The following is a 3081-nucleotide window of genomic DNA, read 5'->3' as shown; positions in this document are numbered from 1 at the left end:
GCCCGTACACGGTGGTACGGGGAACGTTCATCGAACTGTGAGCGTGAGGCCTTCGCACTCGCGTGGTCGGTATGATTGTTTTCGGCGTCGAGCCCGGCTCGCAGCAACGCGTCGACCTGGTATGTCGACGGCCGTCGTAAGCTCCCCACTGGCGGCCATTTATGGCGCATTTTGTGGCCATGGTTTCTCCCCGCGTACGGCCAGATAGTTCCCCGGGCACTGTCACGTTAATCGAAAAGTGAAGCGGCGAAGGATGTTTGGGGCATTCTGTTACAGGGCACTGCTGGGGCAGTTCACTTTCAGGCGGCGACACCGGCCGCGGTGACTTCCTGCCAGACCGCGAAACGGTCGGCCATCTCGGCACGCCATTCGGGCGCGGTCAGTCGATACCGACCGGGCCGGAAATGCGGTGAGATCGAACTAAACGCGGACAGGAAACGTTGCGCGTGCCGGGCCGATGCGAACCGTTTCATCGCATGTTCCCGCTGTCTGGTGGGTTGATGCGAGTTCTCGGCCCGATTGTTCAAATACTTGGATCGGCGATGCTCGACCGAGGCCAGCATCTCGCGGTGAGCGACGCTGTAGCTGGTCAGCTTGTCGGTAACGATCACCCGCGGCACATACTGCAAGCCCTTGAGCAGCTTACGGAAGAATCGCTTGGCGGCGTTGCCGTTTCGGCGCGACTGGACCAGCACATCGAGCACGTTCCCGTGCTGGTCGACCGCCCGCCACAAGTAATGCAGTGTGCCGTTGATTTTTGGCAGCCGAGATCGAGGCCGTGTTCGGGGTGAAGCTGGTCTGTCCGGTGGATGAGTTCAACGCCTCCCGCCATGTCGGCGACGATTCGCCGGCGCTGGTGCCGCCTCCGACTCCGGAGCGCGTGCGGGAGTTCTTCGAGTTCATGAAGGCGCGCATCATCACCGCCCGAAAATATGGGCCGGCAGCTCGGGACTACGCGCTGTTCCGGACGCTCTATCATGCCGGACTGCGCTCGGAAGAGGCTGCGCTGCTCGACCTTCCGGATGTGCATTTCGATCGTGGTCCGTTCGGCAAACTTCATGTCCGCTTCGGTAAGGGCGCCAGGATGTCCGGTCCTCGGCCGCGATGGGTTCCGATGCTCGACGGTCTGGACCTGGTGCTGCGCTGGTTCCTGACCGACGTGCGGCCCAAGTTCCCGGACTCGCCGGTGTTGTTCGCCGACGAGTCCGGCGGGCCGCTGCATCGTGGAACGATCCGCAACCGGCTGCGATATCTGATGGAGCTCGAAGGGCGCCCGCGTTCGGAGCGGTTCAGCCCGCATGCGCTGCGACGTGCGTGCGCGACCCACAACTATGAGCGTGGCGTGGATCTGGTTGCGATCCAACAGCTTCTGGGTCACTGGACCGTCGGATCGACGATGCGGTATGTCCGGCCATCGGCGACCTTCATCGAGGACGCGTATCGGCGCGCGGTGACCACCACCCTGGCCGAGCTCAGCGGAGAGGACGAGCGAGCGTGAGGATCAAGTGGCGACTGCGGATGGCCGCGGCCCAACGCGAAGTGTGGACCGGGACCGAGCTGCGCAGGCTGCTGGCAGACAAAGCCGGGCTGGAGATGTCGGCGGCGTCGGTGTCGGCGCTGTTCACCAAGGAACCCACCCAGATCAAGATGACGACGCTGATCGCGTTGTGCACTGCCTTGCAATGCACTCCGGACGACTTGTTCGAGATCGACGCCACTCCCGTCGAGCGTCCTGCCGATCCGCCAATTCGACCGGCGCCGACGCAGCGCCAAGCCGTCAACGCCCGCGGCCGCTCGCTTCCGCCGATGTGACGCTTCGACCTGGAAGTCATTGCAGAACATGGGTAAACGCCAGCGTGACTGTGCCGAGTGCGGCGGACCGGTGGGCATCATCGGCCGCGACCTGTGCTGCCGGTGCACCGCCCGCGCCAAGGACGCGGCCGCCAAGCAGCCGTGCCCTGACTGCAGCCGCAGTAGGGTGCTGGTCGTCGAGACAGGTCGTTGCGTGATTTGTTCCCGCCGGTGCGCGCAGTGCGGTCACAAGGTCCGCTTCGCGGAGGCCGTGTTGTGCCGGGGCTGCCAACGCAAAGCCGACCTGCAAGCTCGGCAACAGGACTGTCCGCGGTGCGGCAAACCCGGGTATCTGCGCGTGGACACCGGCTGGTGCGGTCACTGTTCGAGGCCGCGCCCTTCGAAGAAGCCCCCGCGCGTCTGCGTCGCCTGTGGCGTGTTGCGTCGCCATGCTTGCCGCGGCATGTGCTCGCGATGCTGGCAGCGCCATCCGGATCGGCCGCATGTGGCCGGCGAACATCTCCTAGCACGTCTTGCCGACCCGCCGGATTGGCTGCCCGGCCTGATCACCTGTCTCGCCGACGGCTATTCGCCAGGCCGTGCGTGTGTGGCGGTCACCGAGCTGGGGCGACTGCTCGACGACGAGCACTCCAATCATCCGCCGTCCCTGCTCGACAGGGCACGCCGCTCAGGCCGTTCCATGGGTCCGCTGGCCAGATCGATGCAAGATTTCTTCACCGAACACGGGCTGGCGATGCCGACCGACCACAACGAGCGACTCGCCGCCGGCCGCCGGCAACGGCGGATCGAAGCGGCCCCTGAACCGCTGCGACCGGCAATCGCAGGATTCGCCGAGTTCATGCTTACCGCCAAGGCCCGTGCTCGCCGGGCCGGAACACTGCCCCGCAGCGATTCGACCATAGAGGCCGCACTGGCGGCCGTTCGAGATTTCGCTTCGTTCTTGAACAGTGAACGCGGGAAACAAGATTGGGCGACCGTCGAGCTCGGCGACGTCGAGGCGTTCCTAGTTTCCCTGCCGAAGTCGCGCCAGCGAAGACTCACCGTGCTGCGCCAGTTTTTCCGATTCGCGCGCAGTCACCGTCTGGTCCTTGTCGATCCGACGAAGAGCCTGGACAGGAAAGAGGCCAAGGGTTTTCGTGGCCGGACGCTCACTCTCGAGCAACAACGCCGGTTGTTCCAGCGGTGAGGCGCTGCTGAGCACGTACTCGGACGAGCAGGTGCGCAAGATGCTCCCGGAGACGCTGCCAGGTAGCGGTGCGGCCGGTCGGT

The 3081-nt window shown here is 64.9% G+C and carries 3 protein-coding genes and 1 pseudogene; 3 read left to right on the top strand and 1 reads right to left on the bottom strand.

Annotated features, from left to right (window positions below; genetic code table 11):
* Positions 1-299: 299 nt before the first annotated feature.
* A pseudogene (locus ABT116_RS41415) lies at positions 300-758 on the bottom strand (IS6 family transposase); the annotation flags it as partial.
* Between ABT116_RS41415 and ABT116_RS41410 the strand changes: the two are divergent.
* The 3 genes from ABT116_RS41410 to ABT116_RS41400 all read left to right on the top strand — a co-directional run bounded on the left by ABT116_RS41410 (position 758) and on the right by ABT116_RS41400 (position 2998).
* Positions 758-1498: a tyrosine-type recombinase/integrase gene (locus tag ABT116_RS41410; protein WP_003943364.1), complete on the top strand. Its 741-nt coding sequence runs from the start codon at positions 758-760 to the stop codon at positions 1496-1498. The pseudogene ABT116_RS41415 and the gene ABT116_RS41410 overlap by 1 nt on opposite strands.
* On the top strand, positions 1495-1812 hold the full coding sequence (locus ABT116_RS41405; RefSeq protein WP_064445096.1) for a helix-turn-helix domain-containing protein: 318 nt from the start codon (positions 1495-1497) through the stop codon (positions 1810-1812). The genes ABT116_RS41410 and ABT116_RS41405 overlap by 4 nt, the downstream gene beginning before the upstream one ends.
* A gap of 484 nt (positions 1813-2296) precedes the next feature.
* Positions 2297-2998: a site-specific integrase gene (locus tag ABT116_RS41400; RefSeq protein WP_351645426.1), complete on the top strand. Its 702-nt coding sequence runs from the start codon at positions 2297-2299 to the stop codon at positions 2996-2998.
* The last annotated feature ends 83 nt before the right edge of the window (positions 2999-3081 follow it).

This window comes from Streptomyces sp. NPDC002130, assembly GCF_040296465.1.
Lineage (GTDB): Bacteria > Actinomycetota > Actinomycetes > Streptomycetales > Streptomycetaceae > Streptomyces.
The sequence above is the reverse complement of the archived record's forward strand: the minus strand, read 5'-3'. Positions and strand labels throughout refer to the sequence as shown.